Source organism: Mycobacterium sp. pW045 (genome assembly GCF_041287085.1).
Lineage (GTDB): Bacteria > Actinomycetota > Actinomycetes > Mycobacteriales > Mycobacteriaceae > Mycobacterium > Mycobacterium algericum_A.
Genome location: NZ_JBGGKU010000028.1, coordinates 1 through 945 on the forward strand (window position 1 = coordinate 1; position 945 = coordinate 945).

Below are 945 nucleotides of genomic sequence, written 5' to 3' on the forward strand. Positions count from 1 at the left end.
TGGATACGCCCTATTCAGACTCGCTTTCGCTACGGCTACCCCACCCGGGTTAACCTCGCGACGTGCCGGTGACTCGCAGGCTCATTCTTCAAAAGGCACGCCATCACCCCACCCCAAAAGGGGAAGGCTCTGACGGATTGTAAGCACATGGTTTCAGGTACTATTTCACTCCCCTCCCGGGGTACTTTTCACCATTCCCTCACGGTACTCGTCCGCTATCGGTCATCGAGAAGTATTCAGGCTTACCGGGTGGTCCCGGCAGATTCACAGCAGATTCCACGGGCCCGCTGCTACTCGGGAAACATCGCAAGGCAGGTGTCGGGTTTTCACGTACCGGGCTCTCACCGTCTACGGCAGACCATCCCAGGCCACTTCCGCTAACCACAACACTTTCTCACTGCCCTCCAGGCAAGGTAGACCCGGACACAACACTCCCACAACCCCGCACACACAACCCCTACCCGGTATCACATGCATACGGTTTAGCCATCCTCCGCTTTCGCTCGCCACTACTCACGGAATCACAATTGTTTTCTCTTCCTACGGGTACTGAGATGTTTCACTTCCCCGCGTTACCTCCCCACCGGCTATACATTCACCGGAGGGTGACACCACATCACTGATGCCGGGTTTCCCCATTCGGACATCCTCGGATCCACGCTCGGTTGACAGCTCCCCGAGGCATATCGCAGCCTCCCACGTCCTTCATCGGCTCTCGATGCCAAGGCATCCACCATGCGCCCTTACACACTTACAAACACAAAAACCAAGAAACAAAAAATTGCAAAAACAAACAGACCAAAAATCTGCTTGCTAGATGCTCGCAACCACTATCCACAAAACAAACACCACACCCCACCACCAAGATGGAGCGACAACACACCCACCCCCCACCAAGGGGAGCAAACAACGGGCCTGTTGCCTCAGGACCCAACAGTGTGCCCA

Annotated in this window: 1 rRNA gene; it reads right to left on the bottom strand. The window is 55.6% G+C overall.

Annotation, left to right across the window (positions count from 1 at the left end):
• Positions 1-757: ribosomal RNA gene (locus ACAG20_RS21050) — 23S ribosomal RNA — on the bottom strand; the annotation flags it as partial.
• Between the last annotated feature and the right edge of the window lie 188 nt (positions 758-945).